Below are 24677 nucleotides of genomic sequence, written 5' to 3'. Positions count from 1 at the left end.
CGTGAGAACCAGCACAAAAACAGAAAAAATGTCGCTTTAACGCTCAAGAATGAAAAACAAGATCGTTAGCTCAACATTTTTCATTTAAATTTAATGCGAAGTAAATCTATTTATAGCTATTTCTAAGATAATATCTTTTTCTAGTTCTTCTGGTGTCCATGGAATATAGTGGTCTACTGGTATACCTGTTTTTCCCATACTTTTACCTAAATCTACATTTCCGTCTTTAGAGTGTGGGACGCTTAATTTATATTTACCGTTAATATCGATAAACATGATATTACTATAATCGTTCATACCTTTAGTAGGTCTACCTATAATTTCGATATTTTTAAATTCATGTGCAATTTTTACAAAGTTATCTCCTGAACTTCCGCATTCAAAATCCGCTAGTACCTTTACATCTGGACACTTTTCTTGAATACCTTTAATTGTGTCAGATTCTGGATTGTTATTGATATTAACAAACCCTTTATCGTAGTTATCTTTATATAGATTTAAAATTGATTTATATTCATCGAGATCATCTGAATCTGGCATTTGTTTTATGAGTTCAGAAATTGTATGTATTCTTTCGTCGCAATAAGATTTTGTAAATCTATGATAATAAGGAGTATCATCAGTTATTGTAATACTTTCGGTTGTTAAATAAGGTAATAACTTTAAATAAGCTAAATCTGAACCACCGCGATTACCTCGCACATCAATAATGATTTGTTTCGCATTTAAAAGTAGGTTTTTATGCTTATCTATTAAATTAGAGATTTTTAAATGATCAATAAAGTCGGTGAATTTTATATAAATATAGGTGCTTTTATTTTCGATAATGTATGATTGTTCAAAGAAATCCGGTTTATCTTTTTGTAAAATAGATATTTGTTTAGAATCCGATACGATATATTTATATTTTTTAAGTACGTCTGACCATTCCATTCTTTCTGGGTTACTTGATTTTAATAAATCATGATCATTTTCAAGTATATAATCGATTGAGTATGAACCTAAATTATGAATTACAGTACCCGTTGGAATTTGTGAATTTCTAGAGTCTATCACATATAATTGATCATTATATAATTGGACTCTTATATTTGGATAAAGTCCATTAAAATCAACTAATTTAAGATGTGGATCGTGAAATTTATTCAAATATTTAGTCATGTAAAAATAAAATTCTTCTTCATTTATATTAGAAAGTTTAGATGGAAATTGTGTTATAAGTTCTTTTTTATCAAAGTAACCTGCATATTCATTAATGAGTTGATTTTCAATGATGTTAAATTCTTTTAATGTCATATGATGCACTCCATTCATTTTAATATAGTTGATTATTGTTTATTAACCTTCTCCCCACACTATTTCTTCCTATGATTTCAAATAGTATAGACTGAATTCTAAGTCGTTTAATAAGTGTTCTTTCATGAGTTCTATTGCCGCTTCGGTTTGTCTTTTTTCTAGCATTTCTGCTATTTTTTGATGTTCTTCTATAAGACCTGGGCGCTTTTTATTGATAACTGTTTTGCTGAATAGGTATATATAACTTTTTAATTTACTATACGTATCTATTATAAAACTATTTTTTGTAGCGCTCATGATTTTTTGATGGAATTGATCGTTGATTTGTATGATTTCTTCTTCTGTTTTATCGTCTCCGATTGTTGCGTAACTTTTTAATTCTTCGATATCGTCTTGAGTGAATACGATACTCGCTTTTTTAATTGCGTGTGTTTCTATTAAAATACGCATCTCAAAGATATTTCGATATTCTTCTACTGTTGGTACATAAATATAACCGTCTCTTATGAAGTATTCTAATTCTAGTTGTTTTATAGCTTCTCTTATCGGCGTTCTACTAACATTATATCTCTGTGCAAGTTTGCTTTCTGTTATTTTTTCATTTTGTGTTAAGTCACCATTTATAATGTCATTTCTAATTTTTTGATATATGGATAATTCCTTATTTGCCATCGTTCTCACCTCGTTAACTTCATCTTACTATAAAAAAAATTGAAATAAAATGTATACATTTATTAATTTTTGGTATACAATACCTGTAAACGTTTACAGAAGAGGAGCATAAAAATGAAAATTGGATTTGTTGGATTAGGTATTATGGGTAAGCCAATGGTGAAGAACTTAATCAAAGCTAATAAAGATGTATTAGTAAATGATTTAAATAAAGAAGCTGAAAAAGAGGTAGCAGCATTAGGTGCGAAAGTTGTATCTATTGAAGAAATGGCTAGAGATGCTGAAGTGATGATTACGATGTTGCCTAATGGCGCTATTGTTAAATCAGTTTTATACAGTGGTGAAACGGCAGTATTAAACCAAAATGAAATTAATGTCAAAATGGTTATTGATATGAGTTCTTTAACACCTAATGAATCTTTAGAAATTAGTAAAGTACTTGAAGAAAAAGATATTCAGTTTGTAGATGCACCAGTTAGTGGAGGAGAACCACTTGCGATTACAGGAGAACTAGCTGTAATGGTAGGTTGTGATGAAGGATTATTAGAAGATATTAAAGAAGTGCTTCGTCCAATTGCTGGATCTGTTGTAAGAGTTGGTCACGTTGGTTCTGGTAGTGTCGTTAAATTGGCAAATCAAATTATCGTGAATACAAATATTGCAGCATTGTCTGAAGCGGTAGTGCTCGCTAAGAAATTTGATATTGACCTGACAGAAATGCATGAAGCAATCAAAAATGGTTTAGCAGGTTCAGCAGTTATGGAAGCGAAATTCCCTAAAATGATTGAACAAGATTATAAACCAGGTGGCACTTTAAATATTAATTTAAAAGATTTGAAAAATGTATCGTCAACAGCAGATACAGCAGGATTAACATTACCAGTTGTTAATCAAATTAAAGAAATTTATAAATCAGAAGTTGCACAAGGCAATGGTTTAAATGACCATTCTGGTATCATTGAATACTTCGAAAAAATAAATAATATGTAGGTGATAATGATGTTAACAAAAGAATTAATAAATGAATTTAAGCATGATGATATAAACAAGCATTTAGCAGATTTGAAATATAAAATTATCGTACTAGATGATGATCCTACAGGCACTCAAACAGTTAAAGATTTACCTGTATATACGAAGTGGACTGAGGAATGGATTGAAGATGGCTTTCTTCAATCCCATAATATGTTTTACATTTTGACAAATTCTAGAGCGTTAAACGAGCAAGAGACGATTTCTTTACACCAAGAGGTAAGCGCTAACATACAAAAAGTAGCTAATAAATTGGATATTCCTTATTTAATTATTAGTAGAGGAGATTCTACATTAAGAGGTCATTTCTATATAGAACCTAAAGTGTTAAGTGAGTCTAGTGACCAAGCTTTTGATGCTGTATTCTATATTCCAGCTTTCTTTGAAGGTAATAGATATACATATGAAGGCATTCATTATCTTAAAGAAGGCGAGCAATATATCCCGGTATCTGAAAGTGAATTTGCACAAGATACAACATTTGGATTTAAGTCTAAACATATGAATGACTTTATAAGCGAAAAAAGTAATGGCGAAATTCAATCTGACGAAGTTTATCACATCACATTAGAAAACATACGACAAAGAGATAAAGAAACGATTTTTAATGTATTTTCAAATTTAAATGACTTTGATCAAGTCGTTGTAGATGCTGTAAATGATGAGGATATGGATTTCTTTGTAGCTTGTTTGACTGTATTTTTAGCACAACATGATAAACGCTTTATCTTTAGAACAGCAGCATCTTTTGTTAAAGCAATTTGTGAAACACCTGGAGAAATTATCAATTTAAATTCGTATAAAGAAAATGATAATGGTGGCATTATTGTTGTTGGTTCACATGTTAAAAAGTCATCAGATCAACTGAAATATTTATTAGACCATTCATTTATTAGTGAAATAGAATTTGACGTTACGCAAATAGCGTCATCCAATTTACAAGCTTATGTTGATGATATGACACAACTCGTTGAAAGATATATTGATAACGGTGAAGATGTTGTCATTTATACGTCAAGAGATGTTATTAGAACTGAGAATTTGCAACATAATTTAAGTATTTCTACTGCAATTTCAAATAGTTTAGTATCAATCGTTTCAAATTTAGATGTACAACCGAAGTTTATTATCGCTAAAGGTGGTATAACTTCAAGCGATGTTGCGACAAAAGGGTTAAAAATTGAAAAAGCAAAAGTCATCGGTCAAATTACACAAGGGGTTCCAGTATGGCTAACAGGTCCTGAAGCGAAATATCAAAATATACCTTATGTTATATTCCCAGGAAATGTCGGAGATGAAGAAACTTTAAGCAGTGTATATGAATTAAATCGTTAAATATATAAAGAAAGAGGGATTTAAATGTTGGGAGAATACTGGCCACTGATTAGTGTTGTAATTGGTGTATTAATTTTATTAGCGCTTATTATGTACTTTAAATTAAATACGTTTGTTGCTTTAATTATCACTTCAATGTTAACAGGTATTATTTTAGGTATGCCACTTGATAAAATTGTGGAAACCATTGAAAAAGGTATGGGCGATACACTCGGTCATATTGCGATTATTTTTGGATTAGGTTCGATTTTAGGAAAGTTATTATCTGACGGTGGTGGTGCAACAAGAATTGCAGATACACTGATTAATACGTTTGGTAAAAAATATGTAACTTGGGCAATGATTATTGCATCATTTATTATCGGGATATCTTTATTTTTAGAAGTTGCATTTGTGTTATTAATTCCTTTAGTGTTTACGTTGGCTAAAAGAATGAAAATTTCTAATTTACAAGTTGGTATTCCAATGGCGACTTCAATTGCTGTAACGCACGGATTCCTACCGCCGCATCCAGGTCCAGTAGCGATATCAGAAGCGGTTAATGCCAATATTGGAGAAGTGCTGATGTATGGTCTTATCATCGGTGTACCTTTAGCAATCATAGTTGGAGGGATTTTCCCTAAATTTGCTTATGCTATAGCACCTGTAGCATTTGAAAAGAAAGGAAACACAGCAAGTATTGGGAAAATTAATGATTTTAGTAATGAAAAATTACCGAACTTTGGGATCAGTTTATTAACAGCATTATTCCCAGTTATCTTAATGTTATTTGCTACGGTAGTTCAACTCATAACTGGTCATGATCAAGAACCAACAAACTGGTTTGAATCTATCGTGTACCTACTAGGTTCATCAGTTACAGCAATGTTATTAGCTGTGTTATTTGCGATATATTCAATGGGTATTAAACAATCTAAGAATATGACAACGATTATGAAATCATTTGAAGAAGCTATTGGACCAATAGCAATGTTACTTTTAATTATCGGTGGGGGCGGTACATTTAAACAAATCCTCATTGATGGTGGTGTTGGTGATACAATTTCAGAAATATTTCATGGTACAGAAATGTCACCAATATTTTTAGCATGGCTAGCTGCTGCTTTATTAAGGGTAGCACTTGGTTCAACAACAGTAGCAGCAATATCTTCAGTAGGTATTGTATTACCATTATTACAAGCTTCAGATGTGAATATTTCACTTGTCGTACTTGCTATTGGTGCAGGCAGTATATTCTGCTCACATGTGAACGATGCGGGATTCTGGATGTTCAAAGAATACTTTGGTTTAACAATTAAAGAAACGTTCTTAACATGGACACTTCTAGAATCTGTACTTTCTGTATTAGGTTTGATATTAATATTAATCGTCAATTTAATCGTATAACTATAAAAAGGCTGGGACATAGGTAAATGTCCTGGCCTTTACTTTTTTCATCATTACAAATTAATGTACAAAAGTTGTATTAAAAGGTAATATGGTAGCGATTACATTAATAAAGGAGCATGATTATGTGGATTGATATTACACAACAATTGACGAACAATATTGCACACTGGCCAGGTGATGAGCCTTTTCATTTTAAACTTTCAGCGACTAAAGAAGAAACGGGTTCTGTAAATATTGGTAGTATTTCAACAAGCACACATATAGGCACACATATGGATGCGCCATATCACTTTGATGAAGAAGGTATCAAGATTCATGAAATTGACGTCAATCGTTTAATTGGCGATGCAACATTAATTGAAATTATGGATGAAACATTAATAACCCAGGAAATACTCAAGCAATTTGAGATTAAAGGGACTATTATTATGATTAAGACTAAATCAGAAGCACATTCTGAAGTGTTCCCAGAGTCAGTACCTGTCTTAACAGAAGACGCCATTCAATATTTATCTTCAATAGGGATTAAAGTATTTGGTATAGACGTGCCATCAGTAGATGATATCGACTCTAAAACTTTAGACAATCATCATGCATTTAATCAATACGACATCATTAATATTGAAAATCTATTATTAGAAAATGTTTCAGAAGGTTATTATAACTTCATTGGATTACCTTTAAATATAGTAGGTGCAGACGGATCGCCAATAAGAGCGGTCATTTCTAAAAAGGGGGAGTAGTTGTGAGCGAATTTCAAGATGAATCACTTAAAGGGGAAAGTGTGAAGACGGATTTTTCGAAGGACATGACTTATAGTGAATATTTAGGTTTAGATAAAGTATTATCAGCACAACATACATTAACAGATGCGCACGATGAGAAATTATTCATAATTGTCCATCAAGTATCAGAACTGTGGATGAACTTGATTATTCATGAATTAAATTCTGCAAGTGATGATATTAAATCTGATCAATATAAACAAGCATTTAAAAAATTAGCTCGTGTAGGTAATATACAAAAACAACTCATTCAAGTATGGGAAGTATTATCAACCATGACACCAAGTGATTATTTGAAATTTAGAGATGACTTAGGAAATTCTTCAGGATTTCAATCTTTTCAAAATAGAATGATTGAATATAGCTTAGGATATAAAACAACACATGCTTTAAAAATCTATGAAAAAGACCCAAATATTTATCAGCAGCTGAAAACACAACTAGAACGACCAAGTATTTATGATGAAACAATTAAAGCAGTACATAGAGCAGGATTTAACATAGATTCCGAAGTGTTAAATAGGGAAGTTACACAGAATTATATGAGAAATGATTCAGTCAAAGAAGCTTTTAAAGCAATATATTTACAATCAGACGCATACTTTGAATTGTATGAACTACTAGAGAAATTAACAGATGTAGAAGATAGATATAGTCAATGGCGATTTAGACATATGAAAACCGTACAAAGAATAATAGGGTTCAAAACAGGAACGGGTGGAAGTTCAGGCGTAAATTATTTAAAGCGCGTTATTGACCAGAACTTCTTTCCTGAATTGTGGGAATTGCGTACAGAACTATAAGTTGAGAATGGAAGTATAGGATTTTCAGGCCGATAAAAATAAATACCGGTCCAGAAACAGAAAATATGGACCGATAAAAAGAAATAACGACCCGAAAATGGAGTTTCTGGACCGATAAAAAATATTACCGGTCCAGAAACAAAATGAAGCTGAGGCAATTAACGTTGCCTCAGCTTTCTGCTTTCAAAGTCCTTCTAATTCTAGCTCATTTCACTGTCTTTAATATCTGTTATAAACATATGTCCGGGTGCGTGCGTAATCATGATGTCTGGTTTGGCATCTAATGCTACGGATTGTGGTGTTACACCGCATCCCCAGAATACAGGAACTTCTCCATCTTTAATTGTTACAGCTTCACCGAAATCAGGTTGGTCAATGTTTCCGATACCGATTTCACTTGGATTTCCAATATGTATTGGTGTACCGTGTACTTCTTTGAAATGTGTTGTGATTTCAGTAGCTTTAATTGCTTCTGCCATCGTCATAGGTCGCATGCTTACTGTAATGTTTCCTTTAAAAGTACCACTTGGTTCAGCAGGTATATTTGTTATGTACATCGGCACGTTATGATTTTCTTCAATATGACGTACTGGAATACCCGCTTCAAGCAAAGCATGTTCAAATGTAAAGCTACATCCAATTAAGAAGCTGACCATATCATCTGAATACAACGCTTTAATATCTTCGTATTCTTGTACGAATTTGCCATCTTTATAAAGTCTGTACAATCCAACATCTGTTCTAATATCCGCTTCTTTTCCATATTTACTAAATGACGGTGATCCTACTTCGGATACATCAAGTAATGGACATGTCTTAGGATTTTTAAAGCAAAATTTCAAAAAATCATAGGCATATTTAGAAGGCAAGATGACGACATTTGCTTGGACATACCCTTTAGCCATCCCACTAGTTGGTCGTGTTAATGCGCGTTGTCTTATACTTGCTCTAATTTCATTTGGTGATGCAGTTTGTAAATTCATCATATTATCCCCTTTCTGCATGGTTCATCTTATTATATCATTTAAACATTATTCCGAGATTTCTAACAATCATATGGTAAACTATTTGTTGGTATGAACGTATAGAATAGTAAAGAAACGATAGGTGTTTATATGTTAAATTTATTTGTCTTATTATTAGAACGTGTTGGTTTAATTATACTCGTCGCATACATATTAATGAATACCACTTATTTTAAAAATATGATGGGTGAGCGTGATAAATGGTATGTAAAATGGAGATTGATTATTGTATTTTCATCATTTGCATTACTATCTAATTTTACAGGTGTAGCGATTCATAATGGTGAAATTGTTTCGAGTATGATTTATTTACATCTCGGTCCAGAAGTGTCTCTTGCGAATACACGTGTGTTAACTATAGGCGTTTCAGGATTAATAGGTGGTCCATTTGTAGGTCTGTTTGTAGGTGTGCTATCAGGTATATTTAGAGTTTATATTGGCGGTGCAGATGCATATACATATTTAATATCATCTATCGTCATTGGGCTTGTCGCAGGTTATTTTGGTGCACAAGCAATGAAGTCTAAAAGTTATTTATCCGTGAAACAAAGTGCATTAGTTGGTGCATCTACGGAAGTTATTCAAATGATTTGTATATTGATATTCTCATCTCAAAAAGCAGATGCATGGGAACTTGTTCAACTCATTGCATTGCCAATGATTATCATTAATGGATTAGGTACTGCGATATTTATGTCTATAATTATTTCGACAGTTAAACAAGAAGAACAAATGAGAGCAATCCAAACGCATGATGTTTTAAAGCTCGTCAATCAGACATTGCCTTATTTTAAAGAAGGATTAACAGAATCATCTGCACATCAATCCGCAAAAGTTATCAAAGATCTCATGAAAGTTTCTGCTGTTGCTATTACAAATAAGACGCATATATTGGCACATGTTGGTGTAGCTAGTGATCATCATACACCTGATAAGACGATTATTACCGATTTATCTAAAGAGGTTATTGAAACAGGTCAACAAAAAGAAGTCTATTCTAGTAAAGATATAGGGTGTCAACATCCGAACTGTCCACTTGAAGCGGCGATCGTTATTCCGTTATATGTTCACGATGATATTGTAGGGACATTGAAGTTGTATTTTACAGATCATCATGATTTAACATTTGTAGAGAAACAACTAGCTGAAGGATTAGCTAAAATATTCTCTAGTCAGTTAGAACTTGGTGCTGTTGAAACACAACGAAAATTATTACAAGATGCTGAAATTAAGTCGTTACAAGCTCAAGTTAATCCGCATTTCTTCTTTAATGCGATTAATACAATTTCAGCATTGGTTCGAATTGATCATGAGAAAGCACGTCAATTACTATTACAATTGAGTCATTTCTTCCGTTCGAATTTACAAGGTGCGAGAAATAATACAATTACTATTGAAAAAGAATTAGAACAAGTACGTGCTTATATTGCTTTAGAACAAGCGAGATATCCCGATCACTTTAAAATTGAATTTGATATACCCGAAGAACATTATTCTGCACTTGTACCACCTTTTGTTATACAAATATTAGTGGAGAATGCGATTAAACATGCCTTTACAAGTAGAAAAGATGATAATCGTATTTGGGTTAAAGTGATTCGTAATCATCAATCGATTCAATTATGTGTAAGAGATAATGGACAAGGTATTCATGAAGATAAAATCGCTATTTTAGGTAAGACAACGGTTGCCTCTCAGTCTGGAACTGGAAGTGCGTTAGAGAATTTAAATAGAAGATTAATAGGATTATTTGGAAATCATGCAGAATTACAATTCGATTCAAGTGATAAAGGAACGAAAGTATGTACGATTATTCCACACAAATATCGAGAGGAGGAAATGTAATGCATGCGTTAATTGTTGATGATGAACCTTTAGCACGTAATGAACTGAAATATTTATTGAATCAAATTGGTTCATTTAGTCAAATTGAAGAAGCAGAGAATGTTGAAGAGACATTGGAACAGCTATTGTCATACGAATTTGATGTTATATTTTTAGATATTAATTTGATGGAAGAAAGTGGATTAGATTTAGCGAAGAAAATCAATAAAATGAAACATGTTCCGCATATTATCTTTGCAACTGCTCATGACACATATGCTGTACAAGCATTTGAATTAGAAGCAACAGACTATATCTTGAAGCCATTTGAGAAATCAAGAATTGAACAAGCGATTAACAAAATTACGAATATCGAGACACAACAATCGGTTGATCCGAAACCGGTCAATCATGATGAAGTCTTACCTATTGAAATCGATGATCGTATTTATGTATTGAATGTAGATGATATTATTGCGATATCTGTCAACCAAGGTATTACGACGATTAATACGACTGACAATGAATATACGACAAACGAGCCACTCAGTTTCTATGAAAAAAAGCTCAGTCACGCTAAATTTATTCGTATTCATCGTGCTAGTATTATCAATAAATGGCATATACAATCGGTTGAACATTGGTTTAATTCGACGTATCAAGTGACGTTGACGGGGAACATCAAATTACAAGTTAGTCGATCATATATGAAGTCGTTTAAATCAGAAATAGGGTTAGTATAATTTTCAGAGTATAAATTTTGTAACTTAGAGGTCAATTATTGCATTTCGCATTGAAAACGCTTTAAAAAATGATTTTCATATTAAGATAACCTTAAGAGATTACTTCGGGAGGTTGTCAAAATGAAAAAAGTCAATAACTTCTTTCATCAAGTATTAACAATATCAATTGTATTATTAATTTCACATGTCATAGAAAGCTTTATGCCTATACCAATGCCGGCATCTGTTATCGGATTAGTGCTGATGTTTATCGCATTGACGACAGGTGTTATCAAGTTAGAACAAGTAGAAGCGGTTGGTACAGCATTGACGAATAATATCGGATTCTTATTCGTTCCAGCGGGTATTTCAGTAATCAACTCATTAGGAATTTTAAGTACGAGTCCAATACTTATCATATTACTGATTATTATTTCTACAATTTTATTACTTGTTTGTACGGGTATCTTTTCACAAATGATTATTAAACCAAGTGAAAAATCAGCTAAACGTACGAAAGAAATTAACAATAAACGCGTGGCAGGTGATTATGCATGATGGAACATTTTGGCCTTAATACACCATATTTCGGTATCGGATTATCTGTAACATTATTCTTAGTCGGTACTTATTTATTTAAAAAAACAAATGGATTCTTCTTGTTTGCACCATTATTTTTCAGTATGGTTGGTGGCATTGTATTTTTAAAAGCGACAGGCATACCATATGAAAATTACAAAATAGGTGGAGATATTATTAATTTCTTCCTAGAACCAGCAACAATTTGTTTCGCAATTCCTTTATACAAAAAACGTGAAGTACTTAAAAAACATTGGCATCATATCATGGGTGGTATAGCAATCGGAACAGTAGCAGCACTTGTTATTATTTATATTGTAGCAAAAGCATTCCAATTTGGTGATGATATTATCGCATCAATGTTACCACAAGCAGCAACAACTGCAATTGCATTGCCAGTTTCAGAAGGTATTTCAGGTATTAAAGAACTTACATCGTTAGCCGTGATTTTAAACGCCGTTATTATTATGGCATTAGGTAATAAATTATTGAAACTCTTTAATATTACAAATCCGATTGCGAGAGGGTTAGCCTTAGGTACAAGTGGACACACACTCGGTGTCGCTGCAGCAAAAGAATTAGGTGAAGTAGAAGAATCAATGGCCAGTATTTCACTCGTTCTAGTTGGTATTGTAGTGGTAGCAGTCGTTCCATTCTTTGTTATGTTCTTATTATAGAATAAAACCACAAGCGCCTTGGTAACATAAACATGTTACGGGCGCTTGTGGTTTTATTTATCTACTAATATCCATCTAGATAATATAAACGTTATAGGAATTGTAAAAATTAATCCGATAAATGGTGCAAAAGTTTCGTTTACATGAAGTAATTGTACAAACACAAATAATAATAATGTTTGTAATCCCATATTTACAACTTGTGTAATAGGAAATTGAATGAATTTTTTCACGGTAGGTTGAACACGATAAACAAAATAACAATTCAAATAAAATGAAATGATAAAGCTTATTATGAAACTCAATATATGACTCACTAAATATTGAATGTCGAGCACTTTTAATAATAATAAATATATCCAATAATAATTAATTGTATTGATGCCACCTACAAGTATAAATCGAATCATTTCACCGTATTTCTTGAACATATAGTTACTCCTTAAGTACGCGATTTATTATACGACCAGGCCACGTTTAGTACTATATTGTTCGTATAAATGATCTTGTGCAATTTCTTCTAAAATCTCAACGACTTTATATACTTCTTCATAAGATGTATATAAAGCAATAGGTGCTAATCGAATAACATTTGGCTCTCTGAAATCAGGAATGACGCCTTTATCTTTTAACGCTAAACTGATTCTATATGCTTCATCATGCACTAAACAAATATGTCCACCTCGTTTAAAATCATCACGTAAGTTCCCAATTGAATAACCATAGTCGGTTAACTTTTCATCAATTAAATACATTAAATATGACGTAATATGAAGTGATTTTGTTCTAATAGCATGCATGCCAACTTCGTTAAAAATGTTAAGTACACCTTCTAACGGTGCCATAGATAGAATATTTGGGGTTCCAACTTGCCACCCTGAAGCATCTCGTTGATGTTCAAATGTATGATTAAGTTGGAATTGTGTTTCGTCTTTATTCCCAAACCAACCGGCAGTACCAGGACTGCGATTAAAGTGTTTCTTATTGATATATAATCCGGCAGTTGAACCAGGTCCGCCTGATAAATATTTATATGTACACCATACAGCAAAATCTGCATCAATTTGAGTTAAGTCCATTTCAATCGCGCCGATTGCATGACATAAGTCCCATCCAATGATGATTTGACGTTCCTTTGCAGCCATTGTAATTTTTGCCATGTCTAATACTTGGGCACTTCGATAGAGTACAGTAGGCAATAGAATAAGTGCAACATCATCCGTCATTGCTTCAATAATGGCATCTTCATCAATGAATACACCATCTGAACTTTTAACAACTTTAACTGCGTCGTCTGGATCTAATCCTTTTAGGCGCACTTGACTATCTACTGCATAACGATCAGTAGGGAAGTTTAAGTCATCAACTAATATTTTGTATTTATCTTTAGTTGGTTCGTAAAAAGTACTGATAGCTTGATGTATATTGGATGTCGTACTACCAACGACAACTACCTCTTCAGGACTGGCTCCAATTAATGGCGCCATGTTTGAAGCAATGTGCTTAGAATAATGATAGTATTTGCTGTCTTCAATATTCCAAATTTTGATACCTTCTTTTTTCCAATCTTCTAACGCATTGAGTAATGATGCCTCAGCATCTTTAGAAGCAAGACCTAAAGAATTCCCATCCATGTAAATTTCGTTAGGCTGTATATAAAATCGATCACGAACATGATATAACACATCCGCTTTATCCAAAGCTTCGGCAAATTCTTTTGTTGTATTAAATGAAGTATCCATTTGTTCATCCCCTTATAAATAATGAATCATTCTTTAAATATAATTGTATACTTTCCATGTAAAAGTCACAAAGATAATGATATATGTGATGGGTGGATGTAGGAGAGAGGTGTGGGCAGGAAGTGTGAGGTTGGGATTGGGATTTTCAGGTCGATAAATAAAAATAGCGACCTGGAAATGGAGTTTTCAGGCCGATAAATAAAAATAGCGACCCGGAAATGGAGTTTTCAGGCCGATAAATAAAAATAGCGACCCGAAAATGGAGTTTCTGGACCGATAAAAATAAATACCGGTCCAGAAACGATAAATATGGACCGATACGAAAAATTATCGGTCCATATTTCTTATCTCAGTTATCAATTATTCATTTTGACTACTAATCTTGCGGCGTCTCCTTTTGCTAGTCGGTCGAATCCTTCATTAATTTCATCTAGAGGCAAAGTGTCTGTTAGTAATGAATCAATATCTAAGCGACCTTGTTTATAAAGCGCGATAAATCTTGGGATATCTCTCATTGGTACACAGCTACCTACATATGAACCTTTAATGGTTCTTTCTTCTGCTGCTAAAGTAACTTGTGGAAATGAAAATTCATGTTTAGGGTCTGGTAATCCTGTTGTTACTGTTGATCCACCACGTTTAGTGATTTTGTAAGCAACCTCCATTGCTGGCACTACACCGGCAGTTTCAAATGCATATTCAACGCCACCTTTTACATATTCTTTAACTTGTTCAACAACATCATCGTCTCCTGAATTAAAAGTTGCAGTTGCACCGAGTTTTTTAGCTAATTCAAATTTGCCTGGATTAATATCTAATGCAATGATTTCTCCTGCTCCAGCTAATTTAGCGCCTAAAATTGCATTCAAACCGATACCGCCTAATCCAACAACTGCAACTGAGCTGCCAGGTTTTACTTGTGCTGTATTAATAACTGCACCTATACCTGTAATAACAGCACATCCAAATATGGCTACTTTTTCAAAAGGAATGTCTTTATCAACTTTAACGATAGAGTGTTGCGAAACAACAGCATAATCTGCAAAGCCAGAAACGCCTAAGTGATGATGCATATTATCTTCATCATTATGTAGTCTTATGCCACCATCAAGTAGTTCTCCTTGCTCATTAGAAGCGGCGCCATTCTCACATAGTGCAGGTCTACCTTCACTACATGGTAGACAATGACCGCAGTTTGGAATAAATGTACAGACAACATGATCACCAACTTCAAAGTTTGTTACGTTGTCTCCAATTTCAATGATTTCTCCTGCCGCTTCATGTCCAAGTGCCATAGGAGTAGGGCGTGGTCTACTTCCATTAATAACAGATAAATCTGAATGACATAAACCTGCCGCTCCAATTTTAATGAGCACTTCATTTTGATTCGGTTTATTTAATTCAAGTGTTTCAATTTTTAATGGTTTACTTTCTGAGTATGGACTAGGTAAACCCATTTCGTGCAATACCGCTGCTCGTGTCTTCATTAGCTTTCACTCCTATATGATTAACATTATTCGTAATATCCATCTGTTGATTTTCTAAAGCCTTCAAATTGATTGCCATCATGGCCGAACCAAATTTGTGCATTTTTCTCTTTAGCGAGTTTTTTAATCTTTTCAACAGATCTTGCCCAACCAATAGAATCATATAAAATACCAGGTGGCTTTAAAATGTCTCCCATACTTTCAGCTGTGTAAATAGCATCTGAAGCCAATATCAGTGTTCCGAGTTCCTGAGTTTCTACTTCTAATCCAATCATGCCCCATGCATGACCACTACCAAAATTCAGTACTTTAACTCCTTTAACAATTTCTAAATTATCTTCATAAGGTTTAATCGTTTTCCATGTTAAATCATTTTTAATCCAAGCATCAATATCCGCCCAAATATAAGCACCAGCTTTTTGGTTACGCGCATAAGTCTGCATCGTTCCATTAAGTTCATCATCGTGCACAATTACAGTTGCGTTTGTAAAATATTCAAGACAACCCGCATGATCTAAATGAAGGTGAGAAGCTACGACATAATCAACTTCGCTTGGATCGACATTAATTTGTTCAAGTCTATTAGGTAAGTAGCAAGATTCATCAGCAGTATACGGGAATGCTTTTTGAGTTTGGTTAATCCATCTACCGTTTTCCCCCATAGAGTTAGGATTACAAGCTGTGTCGAACAAAATCTTTGCTTCAGGATGATCAATAAATACGGTGTAAATAGGGAATTCAAACATTTCATTAGGTGCATTAGGATTATCCAAAGTAGCTTGATTAGACCCAGCAATCATTAGATTCTTGTCCATTCTCATACGACCATTATCGAGCACATAAAGCTTTATTCCTTGATTATTTACATTTACCATAAATCATCACCTCAATCTTTAGTGTATAATTACATTATAGTTGTAATCGTTTTCAAGAACAATCAAAAAGACAAGTGTAAAAGAGATTGAATAGGGTGATGAGGTTGGAATACGGACCGATAAAAAAATTTATCGACCCGAAAAAAGGATTACCAGGCCGATAAAAAAATTTATCGACCCGAAAAAAGGATTACCGGACCGATAAAAAAATTTATCGACCCGAAAACAAGATTACCGGACCGATAAAATAAAATATCGACCCGAAAAAAGGATTTTCAGGCCGATAAAAAAATTTATCGACCCGAAAACGAGCTTTACAGGCCGATAAATGAAAACCTGAGTCATCGCATGATGACTCAGGTTCAATATTACAATATTAAATTAGAATGTTTGTCCTAATGCTTTTGCGCGTTCGATTGCGTCTGCTTTGATTTCTTCTGCTTTTTCTGGGTTAGCATTATGGCCTTCAACAATTAAACCGTCAAAGTCAGTAATTCCGTAGAAGTTCATCATTTGTCCGATGTAACGGTGACCCATTTCTAAGTCAGCTGCTGGACCTTCACTATAGTATCCACCACGTGCTTGAATGTGTAATGCTTTTTTATCTGGTAATAAACCAACTGGACCTTCAGCTGTGTATTTGAATGTTTTGCCAGCTACTGATACTGAATCTAAGTAAGCTTTCATAACTGGTGGGAATGAGAAGTTCCAGAATGGTGTAACGAATACATATTTGTCTGCATTAACAAATTGATCACTTAATTCGTTTAAGCGACGTACTTTACCTTGTTCGCCTTCTGAAAGTTCTTCGAAGCCTTGTCCTGATTGTAATTTACCCCAACCAGCAAATACATCTGCATCAATTTGTGGAATGTATGAATTGTATAAATCGATATGAACGACTTCATCATTTGGGTTTGAAGCTTTATAACTTTCGATAAATGATTTAGCTGTTGCCATTGAAAAAGAAACAGTTTCATCATGTGGATGAGCTGTAATAAATAATACTTGTGACATAATAATATTTCTCCTCTGTGATAAAAATTAAACTAACTATAATTATTATACTTAAATTTTTAAGCAAAGCAATAGGAATGCTCATGAAAATAAATGTTATTTTACACTTAAGTTTTAATAATGGTAGGATAAATGTAATGAAAGATAATTTGATAAGAGGGATGATGGTTTTTGAGTAAGAAATTATACTTAATGAGACATGGACAAACATTATTTAATGAGAAGAAAAAAATTCAAGGTGCATCTGATTCACCTTTAACACAATTAGGAATTGAACAAGCACGTATGGCAAAAATATATTTCGATGAATCGAATATTACATTTGAATCGTTATACTCATCTACACAAGAACGCGCGAGTGATACGCTTGAAATTATATGTCCAGAAAGGCCATATATAAGATTAAAAGGATTGAAAGAATGGAACTTTGGGCTTTATGAAGCTGAAAGTGAGACATTAAATCCACCACATAAGCCGGGTGAAAATTCTTATGGAGACTTCTTTGTTGATTATGGCGGTGAGTCTAGTGAAGAACTGCAAAGTAGGATGAATGAAACATTAACAGAAATTATGAATATAGACGAAGCCAATACAATTTTAGCAGTAAGTCATGGGGGAGCATTATATATGTTTTTACAATTATGGTTACCATTTGAAAAAGTTAAAGAAGTGAAATTCTCCAATTGTTGCATACTAGAATTTGAATTTGAAGACAATACATTTAAATTTGTACAAGCCATTAATCCGACAGAAATGGCATAAAAAACCGGGACAGCCATCGTACATGATGACTGTCCCGTTCTATTATTTAATTGAAGGTATATAGAATCTAGAATTTTCATAATGGAATATGATTTTAGAGTAGTCGAAAGGAATACCTGTGCTAGTGTAGAATATTTGTTCATATTCTAACGAAGGATCACCTTCATTTAGTTCTAAGTGTGTCGCATCTTCTTTATTTAATTTACCAATATTGAAATATATATCAGTGAATCCTACTTTGACTTTTAAGTTATTTTCAATGTAATGAAAGATCGAACCATTGGCAATTTCTTCATTCATGTATAAGACAACATTCTTACTAAAATAAGAAGTTTCAATACAGAATACCTCTCCATCAAGATATCTAACGCGATCTACAAGATAAACAGTATCATTGTCTTTTAACTTTAATTGTTGTTTAATATCATCTTCAGGTTGAATTTCCGCGACTTTTAAGATTTTACTCGTTACATCGTGCCCTTTAAATTCATCTGAAAATCCATCAGCAGTAAACAAGTTAACAAATCCATCTCTTTTCGGATTTCTTACATAGATGCCACTGCCTCTAGCTTGATAGATTAAACCTGTTTTTTCTAGATTTTTGAGAGCATTGATAATCGTACTCTTGCTCACGTTAAATTCACTTCTTAAAACTTCAACACTCGGTAATTTATCTCCAGCTTCATAATGCCCATTATTGATAAGCGACTCAATACGTTCAGCAATAAGCTCGTACTTAAGCATATTAATCCCCACTTTATGATAGATATTACCCATATTATAGCACTTGTTAAATTAATAACACCAACTAAATCTATACCTATCTTTACAAATTGTACCGGTATAATTATAATGTAAGTGTATACAAAATAGAATATAAATTAATTGAGGTGTAATTATGTCAAACAAGAACGAAAGAATTGCTAAAGAAATTCTTGATGTTATTGGTGGGGAAGATAACGTTCTTAAAAGTACTCATTGTGCGACACGACTAAGACTCGTACTAAAAAGATCAGATCCAACTGCTAAAGAAAAAGTTAAGAAAATAGAAGGTGTTGTGACTGTTGTTGAAAATAATGGTCAATTTCAAATTGTTATTGGAAATAATGTAAGTGATGTATATAAATCATTTGAAAAATTATTAGGTAACGCAAATAACCAGCAAAATAATGAAGCACCGGAAGAAAAAGGTAGTGTTCTAAATAGAATCATTGCCACAATGTCAGCAGTATTTGCGCCATTTATTTATATTTTAGCTGCTGCAGGTATATTACAAGGTTTACTTATCTTAATAAATTTGATTGTGCCTTCATTTGCTAAAACGGGAACTTATGAAGTATTTAACTTTATATCATGGGCACCATTTACATTTTTACCTATTTTTATTGCAATAACGGCTTCAAAACATTTTAACGTAAACATGTACATAGCTATTGCATGTTCGGCTGCTTTAGTCAGTCCTGATTTCTCAGCAATTCTTGAAAGAATCGGTGATGGGGAAACAGTGAGATTGTTTGGTATGCCACTAACTGAAACAGCATACACATAATCTGTACTACCACCATTACTTCTTGTTTGGATTTTATCTTACTTAGAAAAATTCCTTAATAAGACGATACATGAAGTAGTTAGACCATTGTTTGTACCATTTCTTTCAATAATTATTATGGTACCTGTGACATTGTTAGTAATTGGTCCTATTTCAACTTTAGCGGCACATGGTATTGCAAATGGTTATAATTCATTGGTAGAAATTGCGCCTTGGCTTGCCGGAGCAATTATAGGTGGTGTATGGCAAGTATTTGTAATATTTGGCGTGCATTGGGGTATTACACCAGTGGTACTTGCTAACTTTGAACAATACGGAAGTGATTCATTCCAAGCTTACCAAACAATTGCTGTTATAGCGCAAGTAGGAGCAGTTGTAGGGGTAGTCATTAAAGCGAAGACTCAAGAAGTAAAGAGAGTGGCATCATCTGCAGGTATAACAGGTATATTTGGTATAACAGAACCAGCAATTTATGGTGTTAACTTAAGATTTAAGAAACCATTTATTATTGCCTGTATTAGTGGTGCAATAGGAGCGTTTGTGGCAAGTTTCTTTAATCCGAAATATTACGCATACGCTGGATTACCAGGGCCATTAACAATTGTAAATGGTTATAGTGCTGATAATGCATCATCTATATGGGGAATTTTAATAGGTACTGCAATTGCGATTGTTCTACCTATAATATTAATTCAGATTTTTGGTTATGGTGAAGATACGACAGAACAAGTTGAAGATGCAGATGCTAATCAATCTAATGTAGTTGCTCAAAATGAAGAACTAGAACTAGATATTAATGCTCCAGTTGAAGGAAATCTTGTACAACTTGAAGATGTTCCAGACCCTGTGTTCTCAGAGGGGTTAATGGGTAAAGGTATTGCAATAGAACCAGCTAATAATACTGTCTGTAGCCCTGTTGATGGAAAGATTAGTATGATTGCACCATCTAAACACGCAATTGGAATAAATACTTTAGATGGAGTAGAAATATTGATTCATATTGGTTTAGAAACAGTAGAACTTAATGGTAAAGGATTCGAAGTATTAGTGTCAGAAGGCGAAACAATTTCAACAGGAACACCACTTATAGAATTTGATAAATTATCATTAGAAGAGCAAGGTTATAACACAATAACGCCAATTATAGTGACAAATAGTGCAGAATTTAGTGAAGTAATACCATCTACAAAATCAAAAATCGATAAAGACGATATTATTTTAAATATTATTAAAAAATAAAGGAGCGTTTCAAATGGCTAAATTAAACAAAGACTTTTTATGGGGTGGCGCTTTAGCGGCTAATCAATTCGAAGGTGGATATGATCAAGGTGGTAAAGGGTTAAGTGTTCATGATGTGATGACTGCTGGTGAGCATGGTAAAGCACGTGAAATTACTGAAAAGGTTGAAGCGGACAAATATTATCCTAATCATGAAGGTATTGATTTTTACAATAGATATAAAGAAGATATTGGTTTGTTCAATGAAATGGGATTAAAGTGTTTAAGAACATCTATTGCATGGACGCGTATCTTTCCAAATGGTGATGAAACAGAGCCGAATGAAGAAGGTCTAAAGTTCTATGATAATGTGATAGATGAGCTTTTAAAATATAACATTGAACCTGTATTAACGTTATCTCATTTTGAAATGCCATTACATTTAGCAAGAGAATATGGTGGCTTTAGAAATCGTAAAGTTGTAGACTTTTTCGTGCATTTTGCTGAAACTGTCTTCAATCGTTATAAAGATAAAGTGAAATATTGGATGACATTTAATGAGATTAATAACCAAATGGATACAAGTAATCCAATATTCTTATGGACGAATTCTGGTGTCACTTTAACAGAAGAAGATGATGCTGAAGAAGTATTATATCAAGTTGCGCATAACGAATTAATCGCAAGTGCACTTGCTGTATCAAAAGGTAAAGAAATTAATCCAAACTTTGTTATTGGGAACATGATTTCTCACGTACCTATTTATCCATATTCATGTAATCCTAAAGATATTTTAGAAGCGGAAGTTGCAAGTCGTTTGAGATATTTCTTCCCAGATGTTCAAGTAAGAGGATATTACCCAGGTTATGCATTAAAAATGTTCGAGAAAAAAGGTTACGACATTAAGTGGCAAGAAGGCGATGATGAAATCTTAAGAAATGGTACGGTTGATTATATCGGCTTCAGTTACTATATGTCTACAGTCGTTAAACATGATGCAGAACAAAGTGTTGATGGTAATGTTGTGAATGGTGGATTACCAAATTCAGTAGAGAATCCTTACATTAAAGTTAGTCAATGGGGTTGGGCAATAGATCCAATTGGTTTACGATATACTTTAAATGCTTTGTACAATCGCTATCAGTTACCATTATTTATCGTTGAAAATGGCTTCGGTACAACAGATGAATTTAAAGAAGACGGTACGATAGATGACCAAGAAAGAATCGATTACTTGAGAGAACATATAGAAGCGTCTATAGAAGCGGTTGATGAAGATGGTGTTGAATTAATGGGTTATACACCATGGGGCGTTATTGATATCGTGTCATTTACAACTGGTGAAATGAAAAAACGATATGGCTTAATTCACGTAGATCGTGATAATGCAGGAAAAGGAACATTAAAACGTACTAAGAAGAACTCATTCTATTGGTATAAAAATGTCATCGATACAAACGGTGAAGAACTTAAATAATAAAATAGTTTAATGAATTAATCTCTTGTTATATTAAATGACAAGAGATTTTTTTATGTTGTAAACAGGAAATTTTGTAAATATGTTCATACTTAAATTTATAAGGAAAATATATGTTGTATTAAACAACGTTGTACAACACAAATATTATATATAAATAATATGTTTTAAATTAAAGTATTGAATCATTTAAATTTACAAAATATAATATTTTGTGATAAGTGCTCAAATATATAAATGACTTATCAATAATTAAATTGATATATTAGGAGGAATGTAGAATGAAAAAGAAACCAAAATCAGGGAGCGGAAAAATAGATTTTATTTCTAATAGACTTAATAAATATTCTATTAGAAAATTTACTGTTGGTACTGCTTCAATTTTGGTTGGTGCAACATTATTATTTGGATTAGCTGATGAAGCGAAAGCAAGTGAGCAAACAAGTGAGAATTCAGTACTAGCACAATCAAAAAACAATGTAAATGATGGGGAAAATAGTGAAATAAGCATAGAAAGTCCATCATTATCAACAGAAAAACCAAGTTTAAAAGATGGAACGGTTGATAGACAAACAGAAGAAAAAGCACCAGAAGCTGAGTCAACAGAAGAAGTGAGCACAGAAAAAGCACCAGAAGCTAAAACAACAGAAGAAGCGAGCACAGAAAAAGCACCTGAAGCTGAAGCAACAGAAGAAGCGAGCACAGAAAAAGCACCAGAAGCTAAAACAACAGAAGAAGTAAGTACAGAAGAAAAGGCACAAGAAGTTAAAACAACAGAAGAAGTGAGCACAGAAGAAAAAGCGCCAGAAGCTCAAACAACAGAAGAAGTGAGCACAGAAGAAAAAGCGCCAGAAGCTCAAATAACAGAAGAAGCATCAGCAGTTGAAGACACAAATGCTAAGGGCAATTCAAATGTTCAACCAGCAGAAAATGAGAGAACTCAAGTTGTAGATACAGTTGCTAAAGATTTATATAATAAATCTGATGTTACAGAGTAAGAATAGATGATATTGAACACTATTTATCAGGGTATGTTCAATACCAAAAAGTATTTAAAGATTCCTAGTATTGCTAAAGGTTGATTTAATGAATAACTTTAAGTGATAATATGTATAAAGTTATTTTGAAATAATAAAATATGATGTATGAAGGAGTCTTTTTAATGCAAGAGAGAAAATTAGTCGCTGAAAAAGAAATCGAAATTAATGTTTATGATATTGATGCTATGGGCATTGTGAGTAATATTGTCTATGTAAGATGGTTTGAAGATTTAAGAACGGCTTTTATCAACCAATATATGACTTACTCAGAAATGATGAGATTTAATATATCACCAATATTGATGAGGACTGAGGCAGACTACAAAGTACCATTGACGATTCATGACAAACCGGTTGGTAGATGTTGGTTAGTTAAAGTGAGTAGAATGAAGTGGGAACTAGAATTCGAAATTGCTACTGAGGACAAAGTGCATTGTACAGGATATCAAAAAGGTGGATTTTATAATGTGGTGGATGAGAAAATAGCACAAACACCGAAAGTATTTTTAGAAATTTAAGTTAGGGTGGCATATATGACAAATAATCAAGATACGTTATTTCAACCTATTGCAGTTTTTGATGCGGGAATTGGCAGTTATTCAATTGTAGAATTGTTAAAAAAGACATACCCAAATCAAGATTTAATATATTTGGCAGATCGCAATCAGTTTCCTTATGGTCAAAAATCTATCGATGAATTAAAAACTTTGATTACGGAAACCATTCATTATTTAGAAAAGTGGAATCCTCGTTTGATTGTCGTGGCATCTAATGTACCAACGATTACAATTCTAGATGGTTTGAAAGATGAATTTGATACTGAAATCATAGGTGTGTATCCACCAGTGAAAGAAGCATTAGAAAAATCTTTTACTAAACAAATAGGTATTTTAGGTGTTCAATCTTTAATTGAAAGTGATGCATTAAATGAATTTATAGCCAATGAAGTTTCTTCAGGAAATGTATATCAATTTAATGCTTCTTCTTTAGTTGAATTAGTTGAAGACGGATCATTTATATCAGATAAATACCATACTTTAATAACTGTGAAGAATTTTATGGATGATATTTTAGACCAACATGAAGAAATTGATATATTCACATTATCTTCTACACATCTACCGTGGTTGTATAGTTATTTTAAGGAATTATATCCACATATCATGTTTATTGATCCTGCTCAAACTGTTATTGAACAAGCAGAATCATACACTTCCAACGGCCATGGAACGATTAAGACATTAGTAACCGAAAATGAGAACTATACTATAGAAGGTTTTGAATCCATACTTGAAAAGTTAAATATAGACTTGGACATTGAAAAAATTGAAATAAATTAAAATTTTCATTTTACAACTTTAGATTATATGT

General features: G+C 33.0%; 23 protein-coding genes and 1 pseudogene. 15 read left to right on the top strand and 9 right to left on the bottom strand.

The features are described from left to right. Positions 1–90 precede the first annotated feature (90 nt). Entirely contained in the window at positions 91–1296 is a 1206-nt protein-coding gene (locus tag LQ675_RS10280) for a S41 family peptidase (protein ID WP_158258871.1), read from the bottom strand. 69 nt (positions 1297–1365) lie between these two features. Then, positions 1366–1968, bottom strand: a complete 603-nt coding sequence (locus tag LQ675_RS10275; protein ID WP_025906924.1) for a GntR family transcriptional regulator — start codon at positions 1966–1968, stop codon at positions 1366–1368. A 114-nt stretch (positions 1969–2082) separates the two neighbouring features. Between LQ675_RS10275 and LQ675_RS10270 the strand changes: the two genes are divergently transcribed. The 5 genes from LQ675_RS10270 to kynA all read left to right on the top strand — a co-directional run bounded on the left by LQ675_RS10270 (position 2083) and on the right by kynA (position 7312). Further along, entirely contained in the window at positions 2083–2958 is an 876-nt protein-coding gene (locus tag LQ675_RS10270) for an NAD(P)-binding domain-containing protein (protein ID WP_239727900.1), read from the top strand. Between the two features lie 9 nt (positions 2959–2967). Then, the gene (locus LQ675_RS10265) at positions 2968–4335 is read left to right on the top strand and encodes a four-carbon acid sugar kinase family protein (protein WP_239727898.1); all 1368 of its coding nucleotides are present in this window, start codon (positions 2968–2970) and stop codon (positions 4333–4335) included. Between the two features lie 24 nt (positions 4336–4359). After that, positions 4360–5721 (top strand): gluconate:H+ symporter, encoded by a 1362-nt coding sequence (locus LQ675_RS10260; RefSeq protein ID WP_075578381.1) that lies wholly within the window; start codon positions 4360–4362, stop codon positions 5719–5721. 125 nt (positions 5722–5846) lie between these two features. Next, complete coding sequence (locus LQ675_RS10255) at positions 5847–6467, top strand: cyclase family protein (protein WP_080964666.1); 621 nt, start codon at positions 5847–5849, stop codon at positions 6465–6467. 2 nt (positions 6468–6469) lie between these two features. Beyond that, positions 6470–7312, top strand: coding sequence for a tryptophan 2,3-dioxygenase (gene kynA, locus LQ675_RS10250; RefSeq protein WP_025906919.1), 843 nt, complete (start codon positions 6470–6472; stop codon positions 7310–7312). Between the two features lie 200 nt (positions 7313–7512). On the opposite strand, the gene LQ675_RS10245 is transcribed toward kynA, so the two are convergent. Next, positions 7513–8295, bottom strand: a complete 783-nt coding sequence (locus LQ675_RS10245) for a putative hydro-lyase (RefSeq protein ID WP_107601805.1) — start codon at positions 8293–8295, stop codon at positions 7513–7515. Positions 8296–8427: 132 nt separating this feature from the next. Here LQ675_RS10245 and LQ675_RS10240 point away from each other — a divergent pair, with 132 nt between their 5' ends. The 4 genes from LQ675_RS10240 (at position 8428) to lrgB (ending at position 12139) form a co-directional block, all read left to right on the top strand. After that, positions 8428–10182: a sensor histidine kinase gene (locus LQ675_RS10240; protein ID WP_048540781.1), complete on the top strand. Its 1755-nt coding sequence runs from the start codon at positions 8428–8430 to the stop codon at positions 10180–10182. After that, entirely contained in the window at positions 10182–10904 is a 723-nt protein-coding gene (locus tag LQ675_RS10235; protein WP_048540782.1) for a response regulator transcription factor LytR, read from the top strand. Before LQ675_RS10240 ends, LQ675_RS10235 begins: the two co-directional genes overlap by 1 nt. Before the next feature lie 120 nt (positions 10905–11024). After that, positions 11025–11441 carry an antiholin-like murein hydrolase modulator LrgA gene (gene lrgA / locus LQ675_RS10230; protein WP_048540784.1) on the top strand — a complete coding sequence of 139 codons (417 nt, stop codon included), beginning with the start codon at positions 11025–11027 and terminating at the stop codon, positions 11439–11441. Further along, positions 11438–12139 (top strand): antiholin-like protein LrgB, encoded by a 702-nt coding sequence (gene lrgB / locus LQ675_RS10225; protein ID WP_107610246.1) that lies wholly within the window; start codon positions 11438–11440, stop codon positions 12137–12139. The genes lrgA and lrgB overlap by 4 nt, the downstream gene beginning before the upstream one ends. A gap of 53 nt (positions 12140–12192) precedes the next feature. Here the strand turns inward: lrgB and LQ675_RS10220 are convergent, their stop codons facing one another. The 5 genes from LQ675_RS10220 to LQ675_RS10200 form a co-directional block, all read right to left on the bottom strand. Then, positions 12193–12570, bottom strand: a complete 378-nt coding sequence (locus tag LQ675_RS10220; RefSeq protein ID WP_107610245.1) for a GtrA family protein — start codon at positions 12568–12570, stop codon at positions 12193–12195. A gap of 27 nt (positions 12571–12597) precedes the next feature. Further along, positions 12598–13881, bottom strand: a complete 1284-nt coding sequence (gene kynU, locus LQ675_RS10215; RefSeq protein WP_048540790.1) for a kynureninase — start codon at positions 13879–13881, stop codon at positions 12598–12600. A 356-nt stretch (positions 13882–14237) separates the two neighbouring features. After that, positions 14238–15368 (bottom strand): zinc-dependent alcohol dehydrogenase family protein, encoded by a 1131-nt coding sequence (locus LQ675_RS10210; protein WP_048540792.1) that lies wholly within the window; start codon positions 15366–15368, stop codon positions 14238–14240. A gap of 26 nt (positions 15369–15394) precedes the next feature. Continuing rightward, positions 15395–16243, bottom strand: a complete 849-nt coding sequence (gene ahlS, locus LQ675_RS10205; protein ID WP_048540794.1) for an AhlS family quorum-quenching N-acyl homoserine lactonase — start codon at positions 16241–16243, stop codon at positions 15395–15397. A gap of 381 nt (positions 16244–16624) precedes the next feature. Continuing rightward, positions 16625–17260, bottom strand: a complete 636-nt coding sequence (locus LQ675_RS10200) for an FMN-dependent NADH-azoreductase (RefSeq protein WP_025906904.1) — start codon at positions 17258–17260, stop codon at positions 16625–16627. A 171-nt stretch (positions 17261–17431) separates the two neighbouring features. Here LQ675_RS10200 and LQ675_RS10195 point away from each other — a divergent pair, with 171 nt between their 5' ends. Further along, entirely contained in the window at positions 17432–18022 is a 591-nt protein-coding gene (locus LQ675_RS10195; protein WP_239727894.1) for a histidine phosphatase family protein, read from the top strand. Between the two features lie 42 nt (positions 18023–18064). On the opposite strand, the gene LQ675_RS10190 is transcribed toward LQ675_RS10195, so the two are convergent. After that, on the bottom strand, positions 18065–18766 hold the full coding sequence (locus LQ675_RS10190) for a GntR family transcriptional regulator (RefSeq protein ID WP_048540796.1): 702 nt from the start codon (positions 18764–18766) through the stop codon (positions 18065–18067). Positions 18767–18920: 154 nt separating this feature from the next. Between LQ675_RS10190 and LQ675_RS10185 the strand changes: the two are divergent. The 5 genes and pseudogenes from LQ675_RS10185 to LQ675_RS10165 all read left to right on the top strand — a co-directional run bounded on the left by LQ675_RS10185 (position 18921) and on the right by LQ675_RS10165 (position 24646). Beyond that, positions 18921–20810: pseudogene (locus tag LQ675_RS10185) on the top strand (beta-glucoside-specific PTS transporter subunit IIABC). Between the two features lie 13 nt (positions 20811–20823). Next, positions 20824–22266, top strand: coding sequence for a 6-phospho-beta-glucosidase (locus LQ675_RS10180; protein WP_239727893.1), 1443 nt, complete (start codon positions 20824–20826; stop codon positions 22264–22266). Between the two features lie 281 nt (positions 22267–22547). Next, complete coding sequence (locus LQ675_RS10175; protein WP_239753251.1) at positions 22548–23264, top strand: YSIRK-type signal peptide-containing protein; 717 nt, start codon at positions 22548–22550, stop codon at positions 23262–23264. A 164-nt stretch (positions 23265–23428) separates the two neighbouring features. Next, positions 23429–23824 carry an acyl-CoA thioesterase gene (locus LQ675_RS10170; protein WP_088592162.1) on the top strand — a complete coding sequence of 132 codons (396 nt, stop codon included), beginning with the start codon at positions 23429–23431 and terminating at the stop codon, positions 23822–23824. Positions 23825–23839: 15 nt separating this feature from the next. Beyond that, complete coding sequence (locus LQ675_RS10165; RefSeq protein WP_107601813.1) at positions 23840–24646, top strand: glutamate racemase; 807 nt, start codon at positions 23840–23842, stop codon at positions 24644–24646. Positions 24647–24677: the final 31 nt, after the last annotated feature.

The sequence above is a fragment of the Mammaliicoccus sp. D-M19 genome (assembly GCF_022386695.1).
GTDB lineage: Bacteria > Bacillota > Bacilli > Staphylococcales > Staphylococcaceae > Mammaliicoccus > Mammaliicoccus sciuri.
The sequence above is the reverse complement of the archived record's forward strand: the minus strand, read 5'-3'. Positions and strand labels throughout refer to the sequence as shown.